Origin of the sequence: Curtobacterium sp. NPDC089991, from assembly GCF_044748425.1 — a bacterium.
Lineage (GTDB): Bacteria > Actinomycetota > Actinomycetes > Actinomycetales > Microbacteriaceae > Curtobacterium.
The window spans coordinates 107,234-130,619 of record NZ_JBIVGB010000005.1 but is presented as its reverse complement, the minus strand read 5'-3'; the positions used below and the strand labels follow the sequence as shown (position 1 = coordinate 130,619).

General features: G+C 71.6%; 22 protein-coding genes. 7 read left to right on the top strand and 15 right to left on the bottom strand.

Annotation, left to right across the window (positions count from 1 at the left end; all coding sequences use genetic code 11):
• Positions 1 to 8 precede the first annotated feature (8 nt).
• The 9 genes from ACIPV1_RS14785 to ACIPV1_RS14745 all read right to left on the bottom strand — a co-directional run bounded on the left by ACIPV1_RS14785 (position 9) and on the right by ACIPV1_RS14745 (position 7,872).
• Positions 9 to 659, bottom strand: a complete 651-nt coding sequence (locus ACIPV1_RS14785) for a hypothetical protein (protein ID WP_402726717.1) — start codon at positions 657 to 659, stop codon at positions 9 to 11.
• A complete protein-coding gene (locus ACIPV1_RS14780; RefSeq protein WP_402726716.1) occupies positions 656 to 2,248 on the bottom strand; it encodes a nicotinate phosphoribosyltransferase in 1,593 nt (530 codons plus the stop codon). Before ACIPV1_RS14780 ends, ACIPV1_RS14785 begins: the two co-directional genes overlap by 4 nt.
• Positions 2,245 to 3,096: a phosphoribosyltransferase family protein gene (locus tag ACIPV1_RS14775; RefSeq protein WP_131922729.1), complete on the bottom strand. Its 852-nt coding sequence runs from the start codon at positions 3,094 to 3,096 to the stop codon at positions 2,245 to 2,247. The genes ACIPV1_RS14780 and ACIPV1_RS14775 overlap by 4 nt, the downstream gene beginning before the upstream one ends.
• A 24-nt stretch (positions 3,097 to 3,120) precedes the next feature.
• A complete protein-coding gene (locus ACIPV1_RS14770; protein ID WP_402726715.1) occupies positions 3,121 to 3,711 on the bottom strand; it encodes a hypothetical protein in 591 nt (196 codons plus the stop codon).
• Positions 3,712 to 3,716: 5 nt separating this feature from the next.
• Positions 3,717 to 4,397 (bottom strand): hypothetical protein, encoded by a 681-nt coding sequence (locus ACIPV1_RS14765; protein ID WP_402726714.1) that lies wholly within the window; start codon positions 4,395 to 4,397, stop codon positions 3,717 to 3,719.
• Positions 4,397 to 5,260 carry a hypothetical protein gene (locus ACIPV1_RS14760; protein ID WP_123936924.1) on the bottom strand — a complete coding sequence of 288 codons (864 nt, stop codon included), beginning with the start codon at positions 5,258 to 5,260 and terminating at the stop codon, positions 4,397 to 4,399. The genes ACIPV1_RS14765 and ACIPV1_RS14760 overlap by 1 nt, the downstream gene beginning before the upstream one ends.
• The gene (locus tag ACIPV1_RS14755) at positions 5,257 to 7,143 is read right to left on the bottom strand and encodes a WXG100 family type VII secretion target (RefSeq protein ID WP_402726713.1); all 1,887 of its coding nucleotides are present in this window, start codon (positions 7,141 to 7,143) and stop codon (positions 5,257 to 5,259) included. The genes ACIPV1_RS14760 and ACIPV1_RS14755 overlap by 4 nt, the downstream gene beginning before the upstream one ends.
• Positions 7,144 to 7,145: 2 nt before the next feature.
• On the bottom strand, positions 7,146 to 7,475 hold the full coding sequence (locus tag ACIPV1_RS14750; RefSeq protein WP_123936922.1) for a DUF6507 family protein: 330 nt from the start codon (positions 7,473 to 7,475) through the stop codon (positions 7,146 to 7,148).
• A 100-nt stretch (positions 7,476 to 7,575) separates the two neighbouring features.
• A complete protein-coding gene (locus ACIPV1_RS14745; RefSeq protein ID WP_071404660.1) occupies positions 7,576 to 7,872 on the bottom strand; it encodes a WXG100 family type VII secretion target in 297 nt (98 codons plus the stop codon).
• Between the two features lie 107 nt (positions 7,873 to 7,979).
• On the opposite strand from ACIPV1_RS14745, the gene ACIPV1_RS14740 reads away from it, so the two are divergent.
• The gene (locus ACIPV1_RS14740; protein ID WP_402726712.1) at positions 7,980 to 12,401 is read left to right on the top strand and encodes an FtsK/SpoIIIE domain-containing protein; all 4,422 of its coding nucleotides are present in this window, start codon (positions 7,980 to 7,982) and stop codon (positions 12,399 to 12,401) included.
• A gap of 75 nt (positions 12,402 to 12,476) precedes the next feature.
• Here the strand turns inward: ACIPV1_RS14740 and ACIPV1_RS14735 are convergent, their stop codons facing one another.
• The 6 genes from ACIPV1_RS14735 to ACIPV1_RS14710 form a co-directional block, all read right to left on the bottom strand.
• Positions 12,477 to 13,085 (bottom strand): FHA domain-containing protein, encoded by a 609-nt coding sequence (locus tag ACIPV1_RS14735; protein ID WP_123293218.1) that lies wholly within the window; start codon positions 13,083 to 13,085, stop codon positions 12,477 to 12,479.
• Positions 13,085 to 13,693: a hypothetical protein gene (locus ACIPV1_RS14730; RefSeq protein WP_402726711.1), complete on the bottom strand. Its 609-nt coding sequence runs from the start codon at positions 13,691 to 13,693 to the stop codon at positions 13,085 to 13,087. The genes ACIPV1_RS14735 and ACIPV1_RS14730 overlap by 1 nt, the downstream gene beginning before the upstream one ends.
• Before the next feature lie 5 nt (positions 13,694 to 13,698).
• Complete coding sequence (locus tag ACIPV1_RS14725; RefSeq protein WP_402726710.1) at positions 13,699 to 14,502, bottom strand: oxygenase MpaB family protein; 804 nt, start codon at positions 14,500 to 14,502, stop codon at positions 13,699 to 13,701.
• 92 nt (positions 14,503 to 14,594) lie between these two features.
• A complete protein-coding gene (locus ACIPV1_RS14720; RefSeq protein ID WP_402726709.1) occupies positions 14,595 to 14,960 on the bottom strand; it encodes a hypothetical protein in 366 nt (121 codons plus the stop codon).
• Between the two features lie 63 nt (positions 14,961 to 15,023).
• Entirely contained in the window at positions 15,024 to 15,317 is a 294-nt protein-coding gene (locus tag ACIPV1_RS14715; protein WP_131877586.1) for a hypothetical protein, read from the bottom strand.
• Between the two features lie 43 nt (positions 15,318 to 15,360).
• Positions 15,361 to 15,795, bottom strand: a complete 435-nt coding sequence (locus tag ACIPV1_RS14710) for an ester cyclase (RefSeq protein WP_402726708.1) — start codon at positions 15,793 to 15,795, stop codon at positions 15,361 to 15,363.
• Between the two features lie 357 nt (positions 15,796 to 16,152).
• Between ACIPV1_RS14710 and sucC the strand changes: the two genes are divergently transcribed.
• The 6 genes from sucC to purH all read left to right on the top strand — a co-directional run bounded on the left by sucC (position 16,153) and on the right by purH (position 23,158).
• The gene (gene sucC, locus ACIPV1_RS14705) at positions 16,153 to 17,322 is read left to right on the top strand and encodes an ADP-forming succinate--CoA ligase subunit beta (protein WP_123671459.1); all 1,170 of its coding nucleotides are present in this window, start codon (positions 16,153 to 16,155) and stop codon (positions 17,320 to 17,322) included.
• Positions 17,323 to 17,333: 11 nt separating this feature from the next.
• Positions 17,334 to 18,218 carry a succinate--CoA ligase subunit alpha gene (sucD, locus tag ACIPV1_RS14700; protein WP_402726707.1) on the top strand — a complete coding sequence of 295 codons (885 nt, stop codon included), beginning with the start codon at positions 17,334 to 17,336 and terminating at the stop codon, positions 18,216 to 18,218.
• Positions 18,219 to 18,336: 118 nt separating this feature from the next.
• Positions 18,337 to 18,825 carry a hypothetical protein gene (locus ACIPV1_RS14695; protein ID WP_194671708.1) on the top strand — a complete coding sequence of 163 codons (489 nt, stop codon included), beginning with the start codon at positions 18,337 to 18,339 and terminating at the stop codon, positions 18,823 to 18,825.
• An 84-nt stretch (positions 18,826 to 18,909) separates the two neighbouring features.
• Complete coding sequence (locus tag ACIPV1_RS14690) at positions 18,910 to 20,892, top strand: DUF6350 family protein (protein WP_402726706.1); 1,983 nt, start codon at positions 18,910 to 18,912, stop codon at positions 20,890 to 20,892.
• A gap of 41 nt (positions 20,893 to 20,933) precedes the next feature.
• On the top strand, positions 20,934 to 21,527 hold the full coding sequence (gene purN, locus ACIPV1_RS14685; protein WP_123936914.1) for a phosphoribosylglycinamide formyltransferase: 594 nt from the start codon (positions 20,934 to 20,936) through the stop codon (positions 21,525 to 21,527).
• The gene (purH, locus tag ACIPV1_RS14680) at positions 21,524 to 23,158 is read left to right on the top strand and encodes a bifunctional phosphoribosylaminoimidazolecarboxamide formyltransferase/IMP cyclohydrolase (protein WP_402726705.1); all 1,635 of its coding nucleotides are present in this window, start codon (positions 21,524 to 21,526) and stop codon (positions 23,156 to 23,158) included. Before purN ends, purH begins: the two co-directional genes overlap by 4 nt.
• The last annotated feature ends 228 nt before the right edge of the window (positions 23,159 to 23,386 follow it).

Here is a 23,386-nt window from a genome sequence, read left to right as displayed (position 1 = left end):
AACCGTGCTCAGTCCTGCCACGTCCAGGCTGCCGGGGGACGTCCGCCCCGGGGGCCCGCACTCGCTGGGAGGTCGACCCGGGCAAGCGCGGTGTTCGTGCGGAGCGTCCGGTTGAGGTTGCCCGGGTCCGGTGTGGTCCCCGTCAGGGCGATCCGCAGCCGAGCGGCGTCCGCCGTGGTGAACGGATCGCCGAGCAGCGCTCGTGTGAACGGCAGGTCTGACCAGAGGAGGACCCGTGCACGCTCGAGCGCCGAGTCGACGATCCGGTCGTGGTCGAACGGCAGTCCGAGCGGCAGCGCGCCGACGTCGTGCCACGTTGCGTCGGCGTGTGCTGCTGGGTCGATGACCGCGAGGAACGCGATGCTGATCGCGGAGCTCCGTGGATCGCGGTCGGGTCCGTCGAACGCGCCGACCTGCGCGAGGTGGCGCACCGCTGCCGGGCCGACGCGGGTCTTGGTCCGCAGGGCGCGCCGCGCACCGTCGGCGAGGATCTCGGTGCCGTCGAGGAGCACGCCGGGGAGCGCTTCCTGTCCGGCGTACGGTGCGTACGCCCGACGCGCGGTGGCGACCCGTAGACCGTCCGTCGTCACGAAGGACACCGGGACGACGTCGATCGCGATGAGCGGTTGGTCGCGGATCGCCGCTGCGGCATCGGTCACGCGGTGGCCCCCCGGCGGGTGGCACGAGCCGAACGCTCGTCGCGGAGCGTCTGGCGGACGTCGGCGAAGGACTGGAGGCGCGTGAAGCGGCCGTCGACCCACACCGGCTGGAGCAGGCTGGTCGCCTCGTCGTCGGCCGTGGCCTGGTCGGTCTGCCGGATCTCGCCGGTCTCGTCGCGGTGCAGGGCGATGCGGCCCTTCGCGCTCTTCTTGCCGCTGCCGGTCTTCGGGTCCTTCTGGATGTCGACGGGCTCGCCGTCGACGAGTGCCCATGTGGCCTTGACCGCGCTGCCGAGGTTGTCGCGGGTCATGTACTGGTACGTGTACGACCCGATGCCGAGCACGATGTTGTCGCTCGAGTACCCCTTGGCGGCCAGGCGCTCGTAGATGCGACGGGCGCGGTCGAGCGTGATGCTGTCGCCGTAGATGACGCCGATGTGCTGGTCGAGGACCTTGAAGCCCTGCTCGTTCACGGTGTGCCCGAAGATCTCGTCGAGCAGTTCGACGACGCCCTTCTGCTCGTGGCTGCGGTCGGCGGCGAACAGTTCGGCCTGGTCGACGCCGTGCACGGTGCCGGTGACGATGTCGACCGGGTCGCCCGAGTCGGGTCGGATGACGAGCTTGCCGTCACGACCGGTGATGCGGTCCTTGAGCTGCGGCAGGGTCTCGGTGATGACCTTGAACAGGTCGAAGCCGTCGCTGACCGCCGAGACGATGCCCGTCGGGTACACGTCGAGGATCTGCTCGAAGGTCGCCAGCTCGCCGTCGGCGCCGCGGACGCACATCACGCTGTGCTCGGTGGCGGGCACGCTCGCGGCCACCCAACCGTTGTCGCCCGGGTAGTAGCGGTCGATGAAGTCGAGCGACGGCATCGAGTCGGTGCCGAGGAACGACAGGAGGTGGCCCGCGCCACCCGCTGCGGCCGACTCGATGCTCGACTGCCCACGGAACGAGAAGTCGTGCGCGGCGAAGTCGATGCCGGCCGGGACCGCGCCGGTGCGGGCGGCCCAGTCCTCCATCAGGTCGCGGTACTCGAGCGCCTTCGTCGCGACCGTCGACGGGTGCCAGATCGACGCCGACAGGGCGGTCTCGATGTAGTTGGGCAGCCAGTAGAACTCGTCGATCGTGTTCTCGACGGTCAGGGTCGCGACGCCGATCGGTGCGAGGGTGCCCTCGGGCAGCGCACGGATCTCGAGGGGCAGGGAGCCGAGGCGGTGCAGGGCCCGGACGTGGTCGGTGCCGATGTGGTTCGGGCCGAAGTAGCTCTGCAGCGCTTCGTCGAAGAGCCGGACGACCTCGTCTTCGTCCGCCGCGAAGAACGGTGCCCAGGCCTCGACGAGCGAGCGCTGGATGAACGCCTGCAGCCCGAAGACCACGGCGTGCGTCGACTCGGGCATGTGCGCGTTCGACCGGTTCGTCCAGTTGATCAGGATGCGGGTGGTGCCGGCCGGGTAGACCTGCCGGTGCGAGTGCTTGTAACCGTCGACGGCCAGTAGCGGCGCGATCGGGCTCGCCGTGGTGATGCGCGGCTCGATCCCCGTGGTCGTTCCGGCGTTCGCGGTGGTCGTGGTGCTCGTGGTCTGCGTCATCGGATCTGCTCCGTCAGGTAGGGGGTGAGTGCGATCGTGCGCAGGCCGTCGATGGCGTTCTGCGCCGGGTACGAGTCGGTGGTGACGATCTCGCCGAAGTGGTCGGCGAGCTGTGCTGCCCGGCCGGAGAAGACGCCGTGCGAGACCCAGAGGCCGAGGCGTTCCTTGGGCAGGCCCGTCGAGCCCGCGAGCCCCATGAACGTGCCGCCGCCGTCGCAGATGTCGTCGACCACCAGGAACCGGCCGGTGTCGGGCAGGGGTTCGCAGGTGAAGCCGTCGAGCTTGCCGGTGTCGGGGTTGCGGTGCTTCTCGGCCCGGTAGAGCGGCAGCCCGCACGCCTCGGCGACCGCGGTTGCACGGGGGACCGCGCCCTTGTCCGGAGCGATGATGCCGGTGTACGGGGCGCCGCTGTCGTGCTCGGGTGCGCCGACCACGGCGTCACGGACGACCTGCTCGCTCGTGACGACGGTCAGGTTGTCGACCAGGCCGACGATGACCGGCGAGTGCGGGTCGAACGCGATGACCTGGTCGAGGTGGAAGCCGTTGAGGACGTCCGCGTAGACCTTCGCGCCGAACGGCAAGCCGCGGTCCTGCCGGGCTCCGGGCAGGTAGGGGACGAGCGCGACGGACCTCGATCCGCGCTGCCGCACGGCGTCCGCCCACATGCCGAGCATGATCAGGTCGTCGCCGCTCGTGCCGCGCAGGGTCGCGATCTCGGTGAGTCTCCCCGGCTCGGCGGTGTCGTTCGCGACCTTGACGTGGGCTTCACCGGCGGGGAACCGCATGGTGGAGAACGTCGCTGTCGTCTGGTTGCCCTGGGCGTCCCAGGTGCTGAGTTCGACTGCCATGGCTCGACCGTACCACGGTATTTGTCAGGAGGACAAGAACGCAGTCTCGATCGCTGCTTGCGCTCCAGCCCGCCACGGCCGCGGCAGCCCTGAGGGACGTTCCACCACGAAGATCGCCGGGTGCGGGCGGTCGCCGAGGGCGTGTCTGATCGCCGCAGCCGTCGCCCGGGGGTCTCGGGCCAGCACCACGGGGAGCGACCACCGACCCGAACGGAGCATGAGCGACCGCCCGGGCGAGACGGTGTCGGCGGTGATCGCGGCCCAGAGGCCGGCGGCCGTCCCGAGCGGCGTCGGCGTCACGGACCGGAGCGTGGCGAGCACCGGCGGCCGAGGAGGTGGGAGGAACTCCGTACCGGCGCGGGACGGGCCCGCCGGGTCGATGACGAACTGTACCGAGCCCGTGGCCTCGCGCTGGCGGAGTGTGTCGCTGGAGATGCACTGCGTCCCAGCACCGAAGTCGGTCGGACGGTCGGTCGGATCGCTGTAGGCCCACTGCACCGCGGCACCGCGGTCGGCCTGCTCCCGTTCCGGTCGGCCACGCGAGTCGACGACCACGTGCAGTTCTACCGGGACGCCGACCCGCTGGACCACGACCGCCGGGTGTCCACGGTGCATCGGGCTCAGTGCCGTTCGACGTGCGCGAGCGGCTGCTGCTGACGCACCCACGTGGCGTGCTCGACGGGGAGCTCGTCGATCCAGGCGGTGAGGACCGGCACCGGCACGTCGTGCGCGCGTGCGACCTCGAACACGATCTCGGAGAAGGCGAACGCGGCGTCACGGTCCGCCGTCGCCACCACGACCATGAGGTCCTCGGGCACGATGTCGACGCCGTGGCGGAACAGCCACACGCGGACCACGCCAGGCGTGAGCGGGGCTCGTTCGGCGAGCGCGTCGGAGAACCCCTGGGACGCGGACGGTGCCGGGCGGAGCGTGACCTCGGCGCCGTCGGGGAACGGACCACCCGCGGCGATGACCGTCTGCTTCTCGTCGGGCTGCACGACCTGCGGGTAGGGCTGGTCGATGTCGAGCACGAGACCCCAGTCAGTGGGCAGGCCGGCGACCAGACGTGACATCGGCAGTGACAGCGGCGTCGCGGCGACCCCGGCCGGGATGCGCGCGACGGCCGCTGCGGGATCGGTGAAGGCCAGCGCGAGGGGGGTGCCCTCGGGGCTGACGACGCCGAGTGGGATTCCCTGCTCGTCGTGTCGGAGCGCGACGACCTCGGCAGCTGCGAACGCGAACCGCGAGCGCACCATCAGGGCGCGTCGCTGTGCGGAGGTGAGGTTCGTGGTGGTGCTCATCAGGAGAAGATCCTCGCGAACAGGCTCGGTCGTGCCGCCGTCGGGGGTGTGAACACGAGCGCGAACGTCGGGTGCAGCGGGTCGCCGGGGTGGGGGATGTCGCGGATGATCGCGTACCCGTCGGAGAGTACCTCTGACTGGACGCCCTGCGGGAACACGAACCGGGCGAGCAGATCGGCCCAGTCGTCGGCTCCGCGGATCTCGGTGCCCCACGTCGGGCGGACGACACCGGACAGCGTCGTGTACGCGCCGAGGTCGGGACGGACGTCGTACCCGAGATCGCCGATCGTGCGGACGATCGGAGCGAGTCTGCCCCAACCCTGTTCGTACGGGCCGGTCGACGGCACGGTGTACGTTCCGCGGGCATCGGCCGGCAGGGGTTCCACGGTCTTCTCGATGCGGGACACCGTCGTCGGCACCACCCCGGGTTCGTGGCGGTCGATCGCTGCTCGGTCCGGGCTCAACGTCGTGCGGAAGCGGCGCGGTTCGTACTCGTTCCGCCAGCCGTCCTCGATGTTCGCGTCGGTCCGGCCGTCGACGGCGAACGATGCGACGTGGAACGAGTCCGGCAGGGCCACCGACTCGAGGACCGCGGGTGCGGAAGTCGTGTGGACGAGCGCCGCGCGCGGGACGACGACCTGTCGCCCGCGTTCGAACAGCGTGCCGTCGAGGTCCTCGACCTCGTGGCCATCGTCCGACAGGGCGTTGAGCAGTCGCAGGCTCGCGCCGTACTCCGGCCACAGTGGGTCGACGGTGTCGGTGATGGTCCACCGGCCGTCCGCGGCGCGCTCGGGCAGGGCGTTCCAGGACGGTGAACGGTCCAGGAGCTCGTGACCCGCCCGGGTGACGCCGCTACGGGTCACCGCAGTCGGTCCTGGACGGACTGCGTCGCCTCGCTGATGTCCCACGGCGCCGTCACGATGCCCGCCGCGACGGCCGGCCCGCGCGAGCCGAGGTCGTGCAGCGCGTTCGCGTACTGGTTCGTCGTGAGGACCCCCGGCTGTGGACTCCGCGTGGCCGGGTCCATCAGCACCTGGTTCATCCCGTCGGGGACGACGTTCCCCGCCTGGTCGACCGGGCTGAGCACGCCGGTGTTCACCAGGTCGCTCGTCGACTTGTCCGTGAAGAGCTGGTGCTGCCCGCCACCGCCGAACTGGGTGTTCGCCTGCGCGGTGCCCTCGGCGTGCGGCAGCGGTTGGTTCACCAGGTAGCTGTCGCCGGTGTTGCGGTAGTCGGGGTGCGTCGAAGCTCCTGCCGGGACGCCGTCGTGACCGGCGTGGGACTGGACGCCCACCTGCACGGACTCGCTGTAGTTCGAGGCGCTGCCGCCGGCGTGCATGGTGCCGTCGGGGACGTAGAAGTTGCCGTGCCCCGGTCCGCTGATCTGGAGCGTCTGCCCGACGAGCGCGTCGGCGTCGCCGTTCGCCCAGCGGTCGACACCGAGGTAGCCGCTCTGGAAGCCGCCCTTGCCACCCTGCCAGTGCCGCGCGAGCTCGGCGAGGGAGGACCCGCCGTTGTCCCAGTACGCCTGCGTGGCCTTGTTCGCGATCTCCGGCATCGACCGGACCGAGGCGATGAAGCCGTCGCCCGGACGTCGGAGTGCACCGACCGCCGCGGAACCGCCGTGCACGGCGAGGGCGCGGAGCGACTCGACCGAGCGCAGTGCGGCACCGTGGCGAAGGTTGTTGACCAGGTGCAGACCCGGCGCGAACAGCTGTCGGCTCTCCGAGGCGACGTGTCGACCGGCCGAGCTGAACTTGGCAGCGAGTGAGGCGCCCTTCGCGAACTCCTCGCCGATCTTCGCCGCGGTGGTGATCCCCTTCATCCCCGGGATGCAGTCGAGCAGCGCGAAGGCGAGATCCCACCCGTCGGCGGTGCCCTTCGACATCTTGTACAGGGTGTCGGCGAGGACGAGCAACGCGGCGCCGAGCACGATCCAGGCGAGTGGCCCGCCGATGATCATGACGATGATGCCGCCCACGGCGACGACGACCTTCGCGATGGAGACGATGGTCTCCCACGCCTCGGACCCGAAGATCTTGTCCCACGTGGACTGCTTCCCCAGCCCCGCGTCGGCGGCTTCACCGATCTTCGTCGCGGTCCGCTGCTCCGCGTCCTGCCAGTCACCCTTCGCATCGGCGACGAGCCGCTTCGCTGCGTCGATCCGGGACTGCGCCGCGCTGATGTCGCCCTGCGCGGACGACACGGACCCCTGCGCGACGGAGGCGTTGTCGGACGCCGCCCGCAACTGCGCCGGCGACGGCACGTCCACCCCGTCCGGCACCTCGGACCCGGCCGGGTACTTGTCCGCGACCTTCGACAGGTCGGACGATGCCGACTGGTAGTGCGACAGGTTCGACTGCGCGTCGGAGAGCCGGTCCTGCGCCGCGGCGAGGTCCCCGGAGGCGTCCTTCGCGTCCGCGAGCGCCCCATCAGCCCGGTACTGGGTGTCATCGACCGTGTCCGCCCACCCCGACAGGGCCGTTGCGGCGAGTTCGTACGAGTCGACGAGCTTGGTCAGGTCTGACGGGGTGTCCTCGATCGCGTCGACGAACACGTCGGCGGCTTCACCCTCCCAGTCGGTCAGCCACCCGGACCCCTTCACCGACTTCAGCCGGGTCGAGGCGTCATCGGCCGCGTCGGAGATGCGCTGGTACTCCCGCGACATCATCCGCAACGTCGACGGATCACCCTTGACCGGATCATCACCCTGATCGACGACATCCCACCCCGACGGCCGCCCCATGACTACTCCGCCCTCGAGGCAGCGGGTCCGCCGCCGCCGTTCTCGTCGTTGACCTGCAGTGCCTGTGCGAGCTGCTCGTCGGTCTCGGTGTAGGTCTCGACGGACGCGCTCAGCATGTCCGCCAGCGCCTTCGTCGAGTCGCTGATCTTGTCGCGCTTGTCACCCCAGCGGTGGTCGAAGTCGTGCAGGGCGTCCTGCACGGTGCCCGAGCCGATCTCGTCGTCGGACGCATCGACGCGCTTGTGCGCCTGTTCGAGCGTGCTGTGCACGGTCGACAGGTCGGTCTGGAGCTCCCCGAGCCCCATCAGGTCAACGAGCAGTCTCGAAGCCACGGAACAATCCCTCCCCGATCACGAACCGGAAGCCACCGCCACCGGAACCGCGTCGACCCCGTGCCCCACGCGATCGCGGGACACGGGGTCGTCAGCGGTGTCAGCCCTTGAGGCCGGAAGCGAGCGACTCGTCCGTCTCGGACAGGGTCTGCGACGCCTTCGACAGGAACGTCGAGAGGCCCTCGAGCCCCTGGACGGTCTGGGTCACGCCACGGTTGAACTCGTCGTAGGACTCGCCGAACGCGACGGACGACTTGTCGGTGACGTAGCCGTCGGAGATGAGCTGCTGGATCTTGCGCTGCAGGGCGGAGAGACGGTCTTCGATGTCCGCCTGACCCGCCTTGAGGTCGGAGGCTGCTGCCTCGAGGTCTGCGTACGAGACGTTGATGTTCGCCACGGTGTGACTCCCTTTCCCCGGAGTTTCGTCATGTCCCCCCAACGGGGCGTGTCGCAGGGGACACTACCATCGTCCTGCGACATGTAGTCAATGCTACGGGGGATGCCATGACCTTCACGTTCACGATGGTCGACCGCGAGAGTGGTCAGACCGCCAACGTCTACGTCGACGGGGACGACACCCGCGCGGTCGGCGAGCTCGTCGCCGAGGCCGAACGCCTCATCGCGACGGACGTCGTGGCCTCCGGACGGACCCCGGCGTACTTCGTCGGCGAGCAGCCGCTCGACCTGACGGCGACGGTCGCCGAGTCCGGTGTGCGCGAGGGCGTGGTCGTGGCCCGCAGCCTCGAGCAGGTGCCGCCGCAGCCGCTCCGTCCGCTGACCGACGCCGAGATCCGGATCGTCTCGGGCCTGCACGCCGGCACCATCGTGCGGGTGGGCACCGGCACGGTGACGATCGGCACGGCGACGAACGCCACGGTGCGCATCCCGGTGAGCACCACCGCCGAGGTCGAGGCCGAGGCCACCGGGGCCGAGACCGTACCGGAGGTCGCCCTGCTCGTGTCGGTCACGGCCGACGGCGCGAAGGTCCGTCCGGCGAACGGCTTCGCCGGGGCGGTGCTCGACGGTGCTGCCGTCACCGAGGAGACCGACTGGCCGGAGACCGCGCAGCTGGCGATCGGCGGGGTCCTGCTCGGCTTCGGTCGGGCGCCGGACCGTGGGGCGCACCTGTCCCTGGCCGACGACGGCATGTCGCTCGAGTACAACCGCCCGCCGCGCATCCTGCCGCCCGACGAGCACACCCGCTACCAGCTGCCGGCCCCGCCGACCGAACCCCCGGCGCGGGCGCTGCCCATCCTGATGGCGCTGGCGCCGATGGGCATGGCCGTGATGTTCGTGTCGACCACCGGTCGCTGGATCTACCTGCTCATCGCCCTGCTGTCGCCGATCCTGATGATCATCACGGGCCTCCAGGGCCGCCGCCAGGGCAAGAAGACGTACCGCCAGCGGATCGTGGAGTACGAGGACACCAAGGCGCGCATCGAGGCGGACGCGACCGAGAGCCTCCAGTCCGAGCGGGCGCGCTGGATCGCGAGCGCTCCTGATCCGGCTGCCGTCTACGAGACGGCGGTCACGCCGCTGCCGCGCCTGTGGGAGCGGCGTCGGACCGACCCCGACCATCTGCTCGTCCGCGTCGGCACGGCGACGCAGCGGTCCGAGGTGACCATCGAGGACCCGGAACAGCTGTCGCACAAGCGGACCGTCGCGTGGGACGCGACCGACGTGCCGGTCCGCATCCGCCTGGCGGAGCGCGGCGTGATCGGCATCGCCGGTCCGGACGACGACGCCCGACGGCTGGCGAACTGGGTGGTCGCGCAGCTCGCGACGCTCCAGAGCCCGAAGGACGTCACCTTCACGCTGCTCACCGACACCACCCGGACCGCGCTGTGGGAGTGGATGTCCTGGTTGCCGCACGTCCGCCGTGACGGTGCTGACCAGCCGATGACGAGCATCGCCTCGAACGCGGCGACGACCGCGCGGGCCATCGCCGAGCTCGCGGCGGTCATCGACGCCCGCAAGGAAGCCGGCATCGGCAAGAAGACCCCGCCGGCCGACGAGATCGTCGTCGTGATGGACGGCGCCAGGCGCCTGCGTGCGATGCCGTCGCTCGTGCAGGTGCTGAAGGAGGGGCCGTCGGTCGGGGTGTTCAGCATCTGCCTCGACCTGGACGAGCGGCTCCTGCCCGAGGAGTGCGACGCTGTGGTCGTCGTCCGCGACGACCGGATCCGGGTCACGCAGCAGCGCAGCGAGCGCATCGACGACGCCCGGCCCGACCTGGTCGACCAGGACTGGCTCGAGTGGGTCGCCCGGTCGCTGTCGCCGATCGTCGACGCCAGCCCGGACGTGCAGGACGGCGCCATCCCGTCGTCGGCGCGGCTGCTCGACGTCCTCCAGCTCGAACCGCCGACGTCCGAGGCCGTGCAGGCCCGGTGGCTGCTCGGCGGACGCAGCACGACCGCCGTCATCGGCGCCTCGATCGACGGGCCGTTCGCGATCGACCTGCGGAACGACGGTCCGCACGGACTCGTCGCCGGCACGACCGGTTCCGGCAAGTCCGAGCTGCTGCAGACGATCGTCGCGTCGCTCGCCGTCGCGAACCGGCCGGACGAGATGAACTTCGTGCTCGTCGACTACAAGGGCGGTGCGGCGTTCAAGGACTGCGTCGACCTGCCGCACACGGTCGGCATGGTCACCGACCTCGACACCCACCAGGTGGAGCGGGCGCTCGAGTCGCTCGGCGCAGAACTGCGCACCCGCGAGCACGCCCTGGCGGAGGTCGGCGCGAAGGACCTGGAGGACTACCAGGACCTGCAGGCGAAGCGCGCGGCGTCGGGCGACGCGATCCCGAGCCTGCCGCGGCTGCTCATCGTCATCGACGAGTTCGCCTCGCTCGCCCGCGAGCTCCCGGACTTCGTCAAGGGCCTGGTGAACATCGCCCAGCGCGGGCGCTCGCTCGGCATCCACCTCGTGCTCGCCACACAGCGCCCCGGCGGTGTCGTGTCGCCCGAGATCCGCGCCAACACGAACCTGCGGATCGCGTTGCGCGTCACCGACCAGTCGGAGAGCCAGGACGTCATCGGCGCGAACGACGCCGCGCGGATCGCGAAGACGACGCCCGGTCGAGCGTACGTGCGGCTCGGCGCGGCCTCGTTGCTGCCCTTCCAGTCCGGTCGGGTGGGCGGGCGTCGGCCCGGCACGGACGACCAGGAGGCCCGGCCCGCCCTGGTCCGCGAACTCACCTTCGCCTCGTACAGCGAACCAGCCCCCCGCCCGGCAGCCGTCGAGGCCGCCGCAAGCGACGTGGAGGTCACCGACCTGAGCGTCCTCGTCGCGTCGATCGGTGACGCCACTCGCGCCCTCGGCACCCCCGAGCAGCGGAAGCCGTGGCTGCCGCCGCTCGGTGCGGTCGTCGGACTCGACGACGTCGAAGCCGCCGGTGCCGCGGGCGCCGCCGAGCTGCCGCCGCTCGCCGTGGCCTGGGGCGTCGAGGACCACCCCGCCGACCAGCAGCAGCGCCCCGCCGTGTTCGACCTCGACGCCGACGGCCACCTGTTCGTCATCGGGTCGCCGCGCTCCGGCCGCAGCCAGACGCTCCGCACCCTGGCCGGTGCGATGGCCCTGCGCCTCGGCGTCGGTGACGTGCACATGTACGGGATCGACTGCGGCAACGGCGCCCTGCTCGCGCTCGGGGCCCTGCCGCACTGCGGTGCCGTGGTGCAGCGGCACGAGCCCGACCGGGTCTCGCGGCTGCTCGGCATCCTGCTCCGCACCGTGCAGGAGCGCCAGGCGGCCTTCGCGAGCGGCGGGTACTCGTCCATCGCCGAGCAGCGGTCCGACGAGCACACCACCCCGCTGCCGCACGTCGTCGTGTTCCTGGACCAGTGGGAGAGCTTCATGGCGACCCTGGCCGACGCCGAGAACGGTGCGCTGCACGACGCCGTCCAGACGCTGCTGCGCGAGGGCGTCGGCGTCGGCGTGCACCTGATCGTCTCCGGCGACCGCACGCTGACCTCCGGCCGGATGTCGAGCCAGGTGGAGCGGAAGCTGCTGCTCGCCCTGGCCGACCGCGGCGACTACAACTACGAGGGCATCAACGGCAAGAAGCTGCCGGAGTCGATCCCGCCCGGCCGCGGCTTCCGGAACGCCACCGCGACGGAGACCCAGGTCGCCGTGCTGCCCGGTGGCCTCGGTGGCCGTGACCAGGCGGCGGCGATCCGCGGCATCGGCGACGAGGTCCGTGCCCACGTCCCAGCAACCGTGCCGAAGCCCTTCCGGATCGACGTCCTGCCGCGGTCCATCACGTTCGAGGAGGCCGTGCGGTACCTGCCCTCGGCGGACGCCTCGGTCGGTCGGGTCGCGCTCGGCGTCGGCGGCGACGAGCTCCGGCTCTTCACCCACGACTTCGTGCAGGACACCCCGGTGTTCATCGTCGCCGGCAGCCCGCGCTCCGGCAAGAGCACCGCGCTCGTCGCGATGGCCCGGCACGTCCTGTCCGCAGGTGGGTCGGTCGTCGCGGTCACGCCGCGGGACTCCCCGCTCCGCGCACTCGAGGGTGCACCGCGCGCGACCGTGGTCACCGACGGCGGGATCGGGGCCGAGGGCCTCTCCGCCGCGATCGACACCGGCTCGGACGGTTTCACGCTCGTGCTCGTCGACGACGCCGAGGTGCTCAAGGAGACCCCGGCCGAACCGGTGTTCCGGGCGGTCATGGACTCCGACCGGGGCCGTTCGGTCGGGCTCGTCATCGCCGGCGACGTCGAGGGCGTCGCGAGCGGGTTCCGTGGCTGGCAGGTCGACGCGAAGAAGGCCCGTCGCGGAATGCTGCTCGCGCCGCTCAGCACGGTCGACGGCGACCTGATCGGCACGAAGCTGTCGAAGAGCCTGGTGACGCAGGACCGGGTGCCGGGTCGGGCACTGCTCAACGACGCCGACCAGGCGCTGCGGCTCGTGCAGGTGCCCGCCGACTGACGGAGGCGGCGCGGCGGCGGCGCGCGCCGACGTCGCGCGACGTCGCGCGACGTCGCGCCGCCGCGCCGCTCGGCGTCAGCCGAGTGGGGCTTCGCCGACCAGCGCCGTCTGCGGCTCGGCGCGCAGCGTGTGGCCGCCGAACACGACCACGTCGCCCGGCTGCACCACGGTGCGCTGCGCCGGAGGCACCATCGTCGCCGGGAACCCCGGCCGCTGCAGCTCGACCCCGTTCGCCGACGCCGTGTCGAGCACCCAGAGCGACCCCTCGGCACCGAAGCCGAACTCCAGGTGCGTGCGGCTGAGCAGCTTGTCCGGGTCCTCGAGCGCGATCATGTGCGCGTAGCCGCCGTCCGGGTGGGCGCTCGCCGGGTCACGGCCGATCAGCCCGCCACCGGACACGGTCACCCGCTGGTGGTCGTCGAGCACCAGGACGGCCGCCGCGGTCTGCCGGGCCGGAGCCGCGTCGCGGCGGGCCGTGCCACCGGCGGAGCCCAGGGGACGCCCGGGCAGCTGCGCGACGGTCGCCCGCACCCGGTCGGCGCTGGCGCGGGGAGCCGGCGGCGGCGTGACGACCGCGCGGGCGAGTTCGCCGCGCTGCGCCATCCGCGCGAGGTCGTCGACGGTGACCCGCTCGACGACGGGCTCGACGGGCTTCCGACGCTTCCGGAACGGCCAGATCCGCATCAGTCGACCCCGCCGCCGACCGTGGCCGAGTCGATGAGCTCGAAGGTGTCGGTCACGGTCTCGAACAGTTCGTACAGCGGCTCGGCCAGGTCGGTCGCGGGCGAGGACACGCTCACCAGCGCGACCTGGTCACCGGCCGGCACGAACGTCTGCATCAGCACGACGTCGAACGAGCCGCGGCCGTCCGGCGCCTGCACGGTCGAGACGCCCCAGACGCGCGGCACCCGACCGACGCGGGGGACCTCGTGCACGTCGACGTGCATGCCGTCGTCGTCACCGCCGAGCGCGGCGACGTGGTCGGTCAGGGCGGCGAGCTGGTCGCCGCCGGCCTCGGGAGCGGGCAGGACCGTGACGGTCAGGGCGCCGGAGACGATGCCGTCCTCGCTCGGCTCGGCGAAGGCCGCGCAGTACCGGGCACCGCTGTCCCACGCCGACCGCGCGAACCGACGGAGGGCCCGGACGATCTCGGTCCGGTGGTCCCAGAGCTCGCGCTGGTCCTCGATGCGCTCCTGCACGAGGGCGCTGATCCGGTCGTCGCGGCGCTCCGGCTCGACGGGCAGCTCGAACCAGGAGCGCGGGACCGTGATGGCGAAGTGGTCGACCGACATGCCCGCTACCGTACCGTGGCGTGTCGCCCGGCCGTCCGGCGCATCGCCCGCAGCAGCAGCGGACCCGGCAGCCGCAGCAGGGCCCCGGGCAGGACCGACCGCACCCCGCTGACCACGGCGACCGTCCGCTGGAACCGACGGTGCTCGCGCGGCCCCCACGCGAACCCGTACGCGGTCCGCAGCCGCTCCGGCAGCATCCCGACCGTGACGATCCGGACGAGCGGCATCGCGGCACGTACCCAGAGCGGCGCGAACCGCGGGTGGAGCAGGTCCCGCACCACCCCGCGGGCGTCGTCGGTGACCTCGAGCCGGTCGAGGGCGTCGGCCCAGTACTCGTCGAAGGCCGCCACCGAGGTCGGCCAGCGCTCGGCGGGCACCCGCAGCGTCGTCGCGATCGGGGCGTACGCGGCGAGCACGGCCTCGGCGCGTTCCGCCGTGACGGGAGCGCCGAACAGGTCGTGCGCCCGACGAGCCGAGTCGAACAGGGTCGCGGCCACCCACAGCTGCCGGTCGACGTCGTCCGCGCCGGTCACGGGCACGTGGGCCCGGTTCACGAAACCCGCGGCGATCGTGGCGTCCTGCTCCGTGCCGGAGACGACGGCGTACACGAACATCAGGGTGTGGGCCAGCCGCTGCTGCGGTCGGCGGGCGAAGTCCGAGTGCCGGCGGACCCCCGCCGCGACGACCGGGTCGGCGATCTGCAGCAGGATGGCGCGGCCGCCCGCGGCCACGGGTGTGCTGTCACCGAGGAAGCGACGCAGGTTGCGGTCGTGGACGCGACCGGACGACGGACGGGAGGTGGGCCCCACCAGCCGGTTCCGGCGCACCGCGCCAGCGGGGTGACGGCCGTGACTGGAGGGACGTGGCGGGCCCGGCACCGGGCCTCCAGGCCGTGGGGTGGTCACGGTCCACCCCGTCGGCGTCGCGTCCGCAGGACGGGGACGAGATCAGCGGCGATCGCCGCGACGAGCGCGAGCGCGCCGGTCACGAGGGCGGCCACCAGGTACGTGCCGTCCACCCGGACGTCGCCGGTCAGGGCGAGCAGGGTGGCGACGAGCCAGATCGCGGGGAGCGGCCAGAGGCGGCTCGGTGCTCCGGTGACGACGGCTCCGACCACCGCGACCGCGAGGAGCGGGACCCATCGACCTGCCGGCTCCGACTGCGCGGCGAGGTGTGCGGAGGCCGCGACGAGCAGCATCGCCGCGATCGCCACCAGCCGGGCGGCCGACGGCATGCTGCGGACGCTGGCTCGGACGCGACGGAACACGGCCCGATGTTACGGGCCGTGTTCCGCGGATCCCTGGGGGAGGCGCTGATCAGGCGGTGTGGCTCAGAGCGGCTTGGTGCCGAGGTCGCCTCCCAGGTCCGGCCGGTCCTCGTCGGCGTCGTGCTCCCACAGGTCGGGCGACCCCTCGCGCGGGGAGCCGCCGGTCGGGCCGTCGTCGGTACCGTCACCGCGCTGCGGCTCGACGGTCTCGCCGGCGACGGCGTCGTTCGTCACGGTCTCGAGGGACTCCTCGGACTCGTCCACCTCGTACGGGCCGACGTGCTCGCGGTCGATGTCGTCGTCGCGGCGCTGCTGGGCCTCGAAGTCGTCGACGGGGCTGATGCCGGGATCGCTCATGGTGTCCTCCTGGGTGTGGGTGGTGCCGGGTGTCCGATGGTGTTCAGGCGCTGACGAAGTGGACGTCGCCGGAGCCGAGCGCGAGCTGCTCCGCCAGGCCCTTCTCGTCGGTTGAGCCCCAGCGTTCGGCGATCTTGCCGTCACGGAACTTCGAGACCTGGATGCCGCGGACCTCGAAGGCGCGACCCGTCGGCGCGTGGCCCTGGAACGGACCGGTGTGGGTCCCGCGGATCGTGAACACCGCGGTGATGTAGTCGTCCGTGACGACGAGCGGGTCGGGCTCGAGCGTGAGGTCCGGGAACGCGGTGGTGAACTCGGTCCAGAAGTCGACGACCCCCGCGAGGCCGGGCTGCTGGTCGGGCGCGGGGTCGTGGTCCACGACGTCCTCCGCCCACACCTCGGGGAAGCGGTCGAAGGCCCGCGCCTCCAGGATCTCGCCGAGTCGTTCCTGTGCCTGCTGGTTCTGTTCCGCGGTCATGCGCGCTCCTTCGTTCGGGCCATCCGGTGGTTCGGGCCTGCCGGTGGTTCGGGCCTTCCGGTGTACGCCGGGTCGGTGAGAGCGGCGTCCAGGGTGCGCGAGTTCACCTGCGGGACACCTCCCCGTCACGACGGCCGTGCACACTGCCGGTGCTCGGGGGAGTGGAGCGCGGTCGCCGACGGGTGGTCGAGCGACCGCGCCTTCCCCTGCGTCCCGCGCCGCCCGTTGTCTCGACGTCCATGTCGCCGCGCTAGGCTGCGTGACGGCCGTTGTCTCGACATCGAGCGACCCTCGATGTGGAGTGCGCGACCGGGAAACCGATGCCGATCGCACGAACCGTGCGGGAAGAAGAACAGCGTGGATCTTTTCGAGTATCAGGCCAGGGACCTCTTCGAGTCCTACGGCGTCCCCGTCCTCCAGGGGATCATCGCCGACACCCCGGAAGAGGCGAGAGCGGCGGCCGAGAAGATCGGTGGCGTCGTGGTCGTCAAGGCCCAGGTGAAGGTCGGTGGGCGCGGCAAGGCCGGCGGCGTCAAGGTCGCGAAGACCCCCGACGAAGCGTTCGAGCACGCCCAGGCGATCCTCGGGCTCGACATCAAGGGCCACACCGTGCAGCGCGTCATGATCGCCCAGGGCGCCGACATCGCCGAGGAGTTCTACTTCTCCGTGCTGCTCGACCGGGCCAACCGCTCCTACCTCTCGCTCACCAGCGTCGAGGGCGGCATGGAGATCGAGCAGCTCGCAGTCGAGAAGCCCGAGGCGCTCGCCCGCGTCGAGGTCGACCCGCTCACCGGGATCGACGCGGCCGCCGGTCGCGCGATCGCCGAGCAGGCCGGCTTCCCGGCGGAGCTCGTCGACCAGGTGGCCGACGTCTTCTCGAAGCTCTACGACGTCTACAAGGGCGAGGACGCCACGCTCGTCGAGGTGAACCCCCTCGTCCGCACCGGCGACGGCCAGATCCTGGCGCTCGACGGCAAGGTCTCGCTCGACGAGAACGCCGACTTCCGCCACCCCGCGCACAAGGACCTCGAGGACTCCGCCAGCGAGGACCCGCTCGAGGCCAAGGCGAAGGCCCACGGCCTGAACTACGTCAAGCTCGACGGTCAGGTCGGCGTCATCGGCAACGGTGCGGGCCTCGTCATGTCGACGCTCGACGTCGTCGCCTACGCCGGTGAGCGCCACGGCGGCGTGAAGCCCGCGAACTTCCTCGACATCGGCGGCGGCGCCTCGGCCGAGGTCATGGCCAACGGCCTCGACGTCATCCTCGGCGACCCGCAGGTGAAGAGCGTCTTCGTGAACGTCTTCGGCGGCATCACCGCCTGCGACGCCGTCGCGAACGGCATCGTCGCCGCCCTCGGGATCCTCGGTGACGCGGCCACCAAGCCGCTCGTCGTGCGCCTGGACGGCAACAACGTGGAAGAGGGTCGTCGGATCCTGGCGGAGGCAGCGCACCCGCTCGTCACCGTCGCCGCGACCATGGACGACGCGGCCGAGCAGGCCGCCGAACTCGCCGCTGCCGCGGCCTGAAGGGACTGACCATGTCGATCTTCCTCAACAAGGACTCCAAGGTCATCGTCCAGGGCATCACCGGCGGCGAGGGCACCAAGCACACCGCCCTCATGCTCAAGGCCGGCACCCAGGTCGTCGGTGGCGTCAACGCCCGCAAGGCCGGCACCACCGTCACCCACGGGGACGTGTCGCTGCCCGTCTTCGGCACCGTGCGCGAGGCCATCGACACCACCGGTGCTGACGTCTCCATCGTCTTCGTGCCGCCGGCCTTCGCCAAGGACGCCGTGCTCGAGGCCATCGATGCCGCGATCCCGCTCGTCGTCGTCATCACCGAGGGCATCCCGGTGCAGGACGCCGCCGAGTTCTGGGCACACGCCAAGGCGCTCGGCGGGACGACCCGCATCATCGGCCCGAACTGCCCCGGCATCATCACCCCGGGGGAGTCGCTCGTCGGCATCACCCCGGCGACGATCACTGGCAAGGGCCCGATCGGCCTCGTCTCGAAGTCGGGCACCCTGACCTACCAGATGATGTACGAGCTGCGGGACCTGGGCTTCTCGACCGCCATCGGCATCGGCGGCGACCCGGTCATCGGGACGACGCACATCGACGCGCTCGCCGCGTTCGAGGCCGACCCCGAGACCGAGGCCATCGTGATGATCGGTGAGATCGGTGGCGACGCCGAGGAGCGCGCAGCCGAGTTCATCAAGGCGCACGTCACGAAGCCGGTCGTCGGGTACGTCGCGGGCTTCACTGCCCCCGAGGGCAAGACGATGGGCCACGCCGGAGCGATCGTGTCCGGTTCCGCCGGCACCGCCGAGGCGAAGAAGCAGGCGCTCGAGGCCGCCGGCGTGAAGGTCGGCAAGACGCCGTCCGAGACCGCTGCGCTGCTGCGCGAGGTCGTCGCCCGCTAGCGGTTCGTCCGTTCCGCTGAACACCGGTGTTCGTTCGTCGGACCGCGTCATGCGCGTGTTCGTCCGACGAGCACCGGTGTTCTGCGTGGGGTCCCCGCGGCACCGGTAGCATCGCGGCGTGGTCGAGCGGAGCGGGCAGCGGGGTGAACCCGCACGCTTGGGGATCGTGGTCGGGCTCGTGTCGGCACTGGTCGGCATCGGCTTCCTCGCCACCCCGATCCGTGCGGTCGACACCCCGGGAGGCGTGCACCTCTGGAGCATCGCCATCGCTCTGATCGCATTCGGTGCGTGGTTCACGTGGGCTGCATTCCTCCTGCCGCGTTCTCGCACGAACCCGAGCCTGCGGCGCGAGGACATCGACATGCCGCACGACCCGGCGATCTACGACCCGGCCGACTACGAACGGCGACCGGGCTACGTGACCGAGGTCGACGGTCGCACTGGCCAGACGCCCATCGCGGTCGCTGTGTCGGTTGCTTCCCTGATGTGCGCGCTCTTCGTCGGCGGACTCATCGGACTCGATCGGTGGATCGCCTGGCCATTCGCGATCGGCATCGCGGTCGTCGCGTGGCAGATCATCACGATCAGCGGGCGCCGTCGGAACTGAGTCCGTCCGGGACCACCCGCTGAGTCTGCTGCGGAGCCGCGCGGCTCACGGCCGAGAGCCGGACTGCCACGTATCCTCACTGCGATGAACCGCCTGGGAACCGCTCTGCTCGCCGCGATCGAGGCGGTCGTGACGGTCGGCGTCGGCATCGGGATCGCACTTGTGCCGCTCACCCTGCTGTGGGGCTTCGAGTACGGCCTGCAGATCGACTGGGACGTGTTCTGGAAGGCCACCGGCAGCGTCTGGCTCGTCGGCCACGGCGTCGACGTCTCGTTCCTGCTCGGGTCGGCACTGGCGAAGAGCTCCGGGGTCAGCGGTGCCGCCGATCCCATCCACGTGACGCTCGCGGCGCTCGGCTTCGCGGTCGTGACCGCCTGGCTCGGCGCCCGCGCCGGTCGACGCTTCGCGGAGACCGAGCACCGGACCACCGGCCTGCTGGTCGGGACGGCGGTCGTCGCGGCGCTCGGCCTGGGCGTCGCGCTGTCGTCGACCTCCGCCGCCACGCAGCCGACGATCTGGCAGGCCGTGGTCCTGCCCGCGCTGTGGTTCGGGATCCCGGCGCTCGTCAGTTCCGAAGTCTGCCGACGACGGCGGGACCTTCCGGCGGACCCCGCCACCCAGCGTGTGATCGACCTGCTCGACCGCGTGCCCGTGCTCTGGCGTGCGATCGCCGGGTTCGGTCTCCGTGCCGGGACCGCCGCCACCGGAGTCGTCGTCGCGTTCGCCGGGGTCGTCGTCGCGTTCCTGCTCTTCACCTCGTTCGCCGAGGTCATCACCCTGTACGAGCAGTCCCACGCCGGTTTGATCGGCGGCATCGCCCTCACCGTCGGGCAGCTCGCGTTCCTGCCGGACTTCGTCGGGTGGGCGACGTCGTGGCTGATCGGCCCCGGGTTCGCCATCGGCACCGGTTCGAGCGTGTCCCCGATCGCCACGACCCTCGGACCGATCCCCGGACTGCCGGTGTTCGGCGCACTGCCGACCTCGGGCCACACGTTCGGCCTGGTCTGGATCCTGGTGCCGGTGATCGCCGGCTTCGCGATCGGCGGCTCGATGCGCCCGCGACTCGTTCGTGCGCTGGGGAACGCCGACTCCGCACTCCACCGGGCGCTCGCCGGTGTCGCGACGGGCATCGTCGCCGGTGTCCTGACCGGGCTGATCGCCTGGGTGTCGTCCGGATCGTTCGGCCCCGGACGACTGGCCGACGTCGGCCCGCACGCCCTGGTGGTGGGTGGGTTCGCCGCGCTCGAGATCGGCCTGCCGGCGGTCATCGCCCTCGCCGCGGGCAGCGACCTCGTCCGCCTGCCGGACCGGGGCTGGACACGGGAGCGTTGGACCGAGGCGGACGACGACGACGCAGACCGGACCGGAGCCGAGGCCGGGGCGGGATCGCTGCTCGCCGCGCTCGACCAGGCCGGCGCGGGACGGACCACCGACGTGCACCGGTTCGTGGTCGAGGAGACGCACGACGGGTCGACCGCTGCCCGCCCCCGCACCGCCGTGGACAGCCCGACGGAACCGATCGCCGACGAACCGGTCGCGCCTGCGCTCATCGCAGCGCCTCGGACGCCCCCGCGCGACCCGGACCACGACGTGGAACTGCCGGCCTGGGCGAAGACCGACGCCGTCGCCTCGGAGCGCCTGGCGGACGAGAGCCCGACCGAGCCCCGCTCGTCGGGACGTGCCGCGATGGGTGCCCTGCGCGATCGACTGCACGGTGCCGCCGACGGTGTGCGGGAGCGTGCCGGTGGACTCCGCGAGCGAGCCGGTGGACTCCGCGACCGCGTGACCGGTGCCGACGCCGTAGCGGAGCAGCAGCGCCCTGCGCCCGCTCCGGAACGGCCCGCCACGTCGACGCCCGTACCCGACCACACCGACGCGCAGCCGGCGTTCCCGTGGAGCACCGAGGAGTTCGTCGCCGGACGGGACGACGTCGACGACGAACCGGCCGCACCCGAGGCCCCCGCAGCCGCTCCCACCCAGGCGGCCCGTCCGACGAACTGGGACGTCACCGACCAGATCCCCGACGAGGAGCTGCCCTGGTGGCGCCGTCCGAAGGACGATCGTTAGCGCCGACGTCACGACGCGCGGGTCCCGGTAGGGTTGGTGCCGTGCTCGAACTGGTCGTCCTGATCTCCGGTACCGGGTCGAACCTCCGAGCCCTGCTCGAAGCGACCTTCGACGCCGAGTACCCCGCCCGTGTCGTCGCCATCGGTGCCGACCGCGATGCCGAGGGTCTCGGTCTGGGCGAGGAGTTCTCGATCCCCACCTTCACGGTGCCGTTCTCCCGCTTCGACTCGCGCGCGGCCTGGGGCGACGAGCTCGCCGAGCAGATCCGCCCGTGGTCGCCCGACCTGCTGGTGCTCTCCGGCCTGATGCGCCTGCTGCCCCCGGCCGTGGTGTCCGAGTTCGCCCCGGGCATCATCAACACCCACCCGGCGTACCTGCCCGAGTTCCCCGGCGCCCACGGCGTGCGGGACGCCCTGGCCGCCGGCGTCACCGAGACCGGCGCGAGCGTCATCGCGGTCGACGACGGCGTTGACACCGGCCCGATCCTGGCCCAGGAGCGCGTTCCCGTGCTCCCGGGCGACTCCGAGTCGACGCTGCACGACCGCATCAAGCCTGTCGAGCGCCGCCTGCTCATCCAGACCATCCTCGACATCGCCAACGGCACCACCGACCTGAAGGGCACCCCGAGCGCATGAGCGTGCACGCAGCCGACCCCAGCCTCTACCGCGACCGTGACGTGGTGCCGGTCCGCCGTGCACTCATCTCGGTGAGCGACAAGTCCGGCCTGCTCGAGCTCGCCGGCGCCCTCGCCGAGTCGGGTGTCGAGATCGTGTCGACGGGGTCCACCGCCCAGACCATCCGTGACGCCGGGTACGCCGTCACCGACGTCGCGAGCGTCACCGGGTTCCCGGAGTCGCTCGACGGCCGGGTCAAGACGCTGCACCCCTCGGTGCACGCGGGCCTGCTCGCCGACCTGCGCCTCGAGTCGCACGAGCAGCAGCTCGCCGACCTCGGGATCGCGGCGTTCGAGCTCGTCGTCGTGAACCTGTACCCGTTCGTCGAGACGGTGGCCTCTGGTGCCGACACCGCGACCGTGGTCGAGAACGTCGACATCGGCGGCCCCGCGATGGTCCGTGCGTCGGCGAAGAACCACCCGAACGTCGCGATCGTCGTCTCGCCGTCGTCCTACGCCGAGGTCGTCGAGGCCGTCCGCGCCGGCGGCACCTCGCTCGAGCTCCGCAAGCGTCTGGCGGCCCAGGCCTTCGCGCACACCGCGGCGTACGACACCGCGGTGGCGTCCTACTTCGCCAGCGACGTCGTCGCGGCCGCTGCGGCGCCGACGACCAGCGGCGACATCCAGACGCCCGGCGCGTTCGACGAGCACCTCGGCTTCACCGCCGACCTGTCGGCCACGCTCCGCTACGGCGAGAACGCGCACCAGGCAGCCGCGCTGTACACGAGCACCGACGGCGCCGGCATCGCGCAGGCGACGCAGCTGCACGGCAAGGAGATGTCGTACAACAACTACGTCGACGCCGACGCGGCCGTCCGTGCGGCGTTCGACTTCGACACCCCCGCGGTCGCGATCATCAAGCACGCCAACCCGTGCGGCATCGCGATCGCCCCGACGGACGCCGCCGACCCGATCGCCTCGGCCCACGCCGCCGCGCACGCCTGCGACCCGCTGTCGGCGTTCGGTGGGGTCATCGCCGCGAACCGTCCGGTCACCGTGGCGATGGCGGAGACCGTGAAGGACATCTTCACCGAGGTCGTCGTCGCCCCGGGCTTCGACCCCGAGGCGCTCGAGATCCTGTCGCGCAAGAAGAACATCCGCCTGCTCACGCTGCCGGCCGACTTCGCCCTGGCACCGCGTGAGGTCAAGCAGATCTCCGGCGGCTTCCTGGTGCAGGACGCCGACCGCTTCACGGCGTTCGACCAGTCCACGTGGACCCTGGTCGCCGGCGCGCCCGCCGACGACCAGACCCTCGCCGACCTGGCCTTTGCGTGGAAGGCGAGCCGTTCGGTCAAGTCGAACGCCATCCTGCTGGCGAACCAGGGCGCGAGCGTCGGGGTCGGCATGGGCCAGGTCAACCGGGTGGACTCGTGCCACCTCGCGGTGAACCGTGCCGGTGACCGCGCGACCGGCAGCGTCGCGGCGTCGGATGCGTTCTTCCCGTTCGCCGACGGCCTGCAGGTGCTGCTCGACGCCGGTGTGCGCGCGGTGGCCCAGCCCGGTGGCAGCGTCCGCGACGACGAGGTCATCGCCGCGGCGGCGGCCGCGGGCGTCACGATGTACTTCACGGGCGAGCGCCACTTCTTCCACTGAGGTGAGCACTGAGGTGAGCACTGAGGCGAGCACCACTTCGTCCACTGAAGTGAACAAATCGCGGCACCCTATTGCGCGCTGAGAGTCACTGTGAATAGTCTGTAAGGCTCCGCGACAGGCAGCCGACGGTCCCTCGGGACCGGTGGCACCGCGGACACAACGGTGACGAAGACGACGACTGGAGTGACGATGGACAACATGACCGGAACCGTGGCGACGGCCGCCCGT